Annotated in this window: 5 protein-coding genes; 3 read left to right on the top strand and 2 right to left on the bottom strand. The window is 73.4% G+C overall.

The window, feature by feature from the left end:
- The 3 genes from Q0195_RS03885 to Q0195_RS03895 form a co-directional block, all read left to right on the top strand.
- On the top strand, positions 1–1,274 hold a 1,274-nt coding region (locus tag Q0195_RS03885), incomplete at its 5' end, for a helix-turn-helix transcriptional regulator (protein WP_299274822.1).
- Positions 1,275–1,407: 133 nt separating this feature from the next.
- Positions 1,408–2,499 carry a class I SAM-dependent methyltransferase gene (locus Q0195_RS03890; RefSeq protein ID WP_299274825.1) on the top strand — a complete coding sequence of 364 codons (1,092 nt, stop codon included), beginning with the start codon at positions 1,408–1,410 and terminating at the stop codon, positions 2,497–2,499.
- Positions 2,500–2,696: 197 nt separating this feature from the next.
- On the top strand, positions 2,697–3,158 hold the full coding sequence (locus Q0195_RS03895) for a SipW-dependent-type signal peptide-containing protein (protein ID WP_299274828.1): 462 nt from the start codon (positions 2,697–2,699) through the stop codon (positions 3,156–3,158).
- A gap of 4 nt (positions 3,159–3,162) precedes the next feature.
- On the opposite strand, the gene Q0195_RS03900 is transcribed toward Q0195_RS03895, so the two are convergent.
- Both Q0195_RS03900 and Q0195_RS03905 read right to left on the bottom strand, forming a co-directional pair.
- Complete coding sequence (locus Q0195_RS03900) at positions 3,163–3,486, bottom strand: hypothetical protein (RefSeq protein WP_299274831.1); 324 nt, start codon at positions 3,484–3,486, stop codon at positions 3,163–3,165.
- A 14-nt stretch (positions 3,487–3,500) separates the two neighbouring features.
- A partial coding sequence (locus Q0195_RS03905; protein ID WP_299274833.1) for a transposase occupies positions 3,501–3,961 on the bottom strand: 461 nt, incomplete at its 5' end.

The following is a 3,961-nucleotide window of genomic DNA, read 5'->3' on the forward strand; positions in this document are numbered from 1 at the left end:
GCTACACCGCGGTCCTTTTGGCGCCGCAGATCGACGGTGACGCGCGGTCGACGGCCGCCGCCGCCGAGGACGTCGCCACCCTCGCCGCAGAGCTCGGCGACCCCACGCTCGGCTGCTTCGCCCGGGTGCTGCACGGGGTGGCCGCGATCCGGGACGGTCGGGTCGCCGACGGCTTCGCCGCTCTCGACGAGGCGATGCTCCCCGTCCTGGCCGGTCAGGTGGACCCGCTGTGGGCGGGCGACATCTACTGTGCGGTCGTCCACGCCTGCGAGGGCCTGGCGGACCTGACGCGGATGCGTGCCTGGACCGACGCCATGGCCCGGTGGGCGCGCCCCTTCCCCGACGACCTGGTCTACGCCGGGGTCACCCGGGTGCACCAGCTGCAGCTGCTCGCGGCCGAGGGGGACTGGGACGCCGTCGAGGCGGAGGTCGCCGAGCTCAGCGAGCGCCTCGCGACCGCACACAGCTGGGTGGCCGGCAGCGGGTTCGTCGAGCTCGGCGACATCCGCCGGCTGCGGGGCGACGCCCCGGGTGCCCGGCGCGCCTACGCGCGTGCGCGGGCGGTCGGGGTGGAGCCGCAGCCCGGTGAGGCCGAGCTGCTCCTCACCGAAGGACATGTGGCCGAGGCGCTGGAGAGCCTGCTCGGCGCCGTCGCCGCCGCCGGACGGCTCGACGGCGCCCGGCTGCTGCTGCCGGCCGTGCGGTGCGCCATCACCGCCGGGGACCTCGGCCTGGCCGAGCACCTCACCGCAGACCTCGACGCCGTCGCCGCGTACTTCGCGAGCCCGGGGCTCACCGCCCGGGCGGCGCAGGCCCGGGCGGCCGTCCTCCTCGCGCGCTCCCAGCCCGCCGCGGCGGTGCCCCACCTCGAGACGGCGCTGGAGACCTACCGCGAGCAGCGCTACCGCTACGCCATGGCGCAGGTTCACGAACAGCTGGCCGCCGCGCACGCCGCGCTGGGGGCGCGCGCCGCCGGCGCGGCCGCTGCCGCCACCGCCCGTGCCATCTACGCCCGTCTCGGCGCCGCGCCGGACGTCGCCCGCCTCGACGCCGGGCAGCGACCGGACCAGCTCCCCGCCGGGCTCACCGCCCGCGAGGCCGAGGTGCTCGTGTGCGTGGCCGCGGGCGGGAGCAACCGCGAGGTGGCCGCCCGGCTGTACATCAGCGAGAAGACGGTCGGCCGACACCTGGCCAACATCTTCCTCAAGATCGGCGTCTCCTCACGCACTGCGGCCGGCGCCTGGGCTCACGCGCACGGCCTCACCGGTGGTTGACCGGTGCACATCGTGCGGCGAACGCCCCACCCACACGTCCACGTGATGCACGGTCTGCCCGATGAGGGGCGGGCACCCGGCTCCCTAGCGTCGTCGGCACGGGAAGCCGCCCGTACCGAACAGGGAGCAGACCATGACCACGACACAGGACACCCACCGGGTCCCGACCGCGCCGGAGACGGACGACGCGGGCGCCCGGGTGCTCGGCCGCCTCCTGCAGGTGCTCGACGACGGTGCGACCGCGATCCTCACGGGCATCGGCCACGACACCGGGCTCTTCGACACCCTGGCCGGGCTGCCACCTGCGACGAGCAGCCAGGTGGCCGACGCGGCGGGTCTGGACGAACGCTACGTCCGGGAGTGGCTGGGCGGGGTCGTCTCCGCCGGCTTCGTCGCCTACGACCCGGCAGCAGGAACCTACGCACTGCGCCCGGACCACGCACCGTTCCTCAGCGGGCCCGGTCCGGACAATCTCGCGCGGATGATGCGCAACATCGCGCTCATGGGCCGCGCCGCCCCGGCGGTGACTCGGGCCTTCCGAACCGGGGGCGGGCTGCGATACGCCGACTACCCCGGCTTCCACGCACTGCAGGCCGACGACACCGGCCCGGTCCAGGACGCGCTGCTCATCGACGTCGTCCTGCCCCTCACCGGGGAGGTCGACCGGCTGCGCTCCGGAATCGACGTCGTCGACATCGGCTGCGGTCAGGGGCACGCGGTGAACCTCATGGCCCGGGCCTTCCCGCGGAGCAGGTTCACCGGGGTCGACCTCGAGGAGGAGGCGATCACCGCCGCCCGGGCGGAGGCGGAGTCCTGGGCGCTGCAGAACGCGACCTTCGTCATCCATGACGTGGCCGACCTCACGCAGCGGGCGCGGTACGACCTGGTGACGGCGTTCGACTCCATCCACGACCAGGCCGCCCCGGCACGGGTCTTGGCCAACGTGGCACGTAGCCTACGCCCCGGCGGCACGTTCCTCATGGCCGACATCGCCGCCTCCAGCCGGCTGGAGCAGAACGTCGACCTGCCGTACGCCGCGTTCCTCTACGGCATCTCCACCGTGCACTGCCTGTCCGTCTCGCTCGCGCAGGGCGGGGCGGGGCTCGGTGCTGCCTGGGGCGTGGAGCTCGCCGAGCAGATGCTCGGTGAGGCGGGGTTCAGCTCCGTCACGACCCATCGCCTCGAGACGAACCCCTTTGCCGTGTACTTCGTCGCCAAGCGCTGACGCCTGCGGACTCGACAGCACGTCGGGATGTTCGTATATGATTCCCCCTCGGCCCGAGTCTGAACTGCAGGTGTCGCCCAGATGCCCGCGAGGCAGACCGGCCGTCCTCAGCGCCGAGCCGACGCCGTCAGCGAGGGGGAGCAGGGGGAGCTGCAGGCGCGGCGCGCGCGACCATCCCCACGACGGAAGGCTCCCCCATGGCCCACCCCCTCTCCGCTGTTCACTCCGGCAAGGTCAAGGCCGTCCTCGCAGGCGGCCTCGTCCTCGGCGTCGGTGCCGCTGTCACGCTCGCGTCCTGGACCGACCAGGCATACGTCGACGCGACCTTCGGCACGAGCTCCTTCAACATCCAGGTCGACACCCAGGGTGGTGGCGAGGCGTGGGTGGAGGCCGACACCGAGGCCGCTGCCTCCGACCTCGTCTTCAGCGTCGGGGTCGAGGCGCTCGTGGGCACGGTGACGGGGACGCTCCTGCCGGTGCTCGAACCCCTGCTCTCCCAGCTGCTGACGATCACCGTCAACAGCCAGGAGACCGCGGGGCCGCCGGGAGCGGAGACCTTCACCGCCCGTGCGGTCGCCGTCGAGCTGCTCCCCGTCCTCGGTCCGGCCTCCGTGACGCTCCACCTCGCCTCGTCCACCGTGCGAGTCTGGCGGCCCTGAGGCCTCAGCCCACGGGTCGGTCGACGTTGGTCCCGAGCAGCCGGTTGCTCACCGCCATCCACGCCGCGAAGACGGCCGCGCCGGCACCGAAGGCGTCCAGCTCCGGGCCCCAGCGGCGGCCCCGCCGCGCGGCGGAGCGGGTGAGCACGAGTCCGCCGACGAGGTTGAGCGCTCCCCAGGCGGCGTTGACGGCGGGCCCGGAGCCGCGGCCGGCCAGCGGGGTGAGGTGCTCCTTGCCGGCGGCGGCGGTCGCCAGATGGCCGAGGCTGTTGGCCGTGAGCAGCCCGCCGACGAACGCCCGGATGGTTCTGCCACGCTGGGGTGCCATGAGTTACTCCTATGTCAAGCCGCTGCCGCGTAGGCGGGTGCGGCGGCGGTTGAGTGGTCGTTCTTCAGGGTGTTGAACACGACTCGGGCGAGTCGTCGTTTGAGGCAGCGCAAGGCTTCGGTGCGGGTGTCGCCGGCGGCGAGTCGCTTGTCGTAGTAGGCCCGTCCCATGCCGCCGAGGCGGACCTGGGTGATGGCGATGCGGTGCAGGGCGGCGTTGAGCTGTCGGTTGCCGGACTTGCTCATCCGCACCCGGCCATGGGTGCGTCCGGACCACACCGGGATGGGCGCCACCCCGGCGTGCATGGCGTACTTCGCCTCGTGGGCGAACCTGTCGATCCCGGCCGTCTCGCCGACGATCTTGGCTGCGGTCAGCACCCCGCAGCCGGGCAGCTCCAGCAGCTGTGGTGCCTGCTGGCCGACCAGCACGGTGATCTCCTTCTCCAGGGCATCGGCCCGCCGGCTCAGCGCCTCGA

This window comes from uncultured Georgenia sp., assembly GCF_937958535.1.
Lineage (GTDB): Bacteria > Actinomycetota > Actinomycetes > Actinomycetales > Actinomycetaceae > Oceanitalea.

Coding starts and splice junctions, on each gene's coding strand:
- Q0195_RS03900 (WP_299274831.1), bottom strand. CDS start 3,486: ATGGCACCCCAGCGTGGCAGAACCATCCGGGCGTTCGTCGGCGGGCTG.
- Q0195_RS03895 (WP_299274828.1), top strand. CDS start 2,697: ATGGCCCACCCCCTCTCCGCTGTTCACTCCGGCAAGGTCAAGGCCGTC.
- Q0195_RS03890 (WP_299274825.1), top strand. CDS start 1,408: ATGACCACGACACAGGACACCCACCGGGTCCCGACCGCGCCGGAGACG.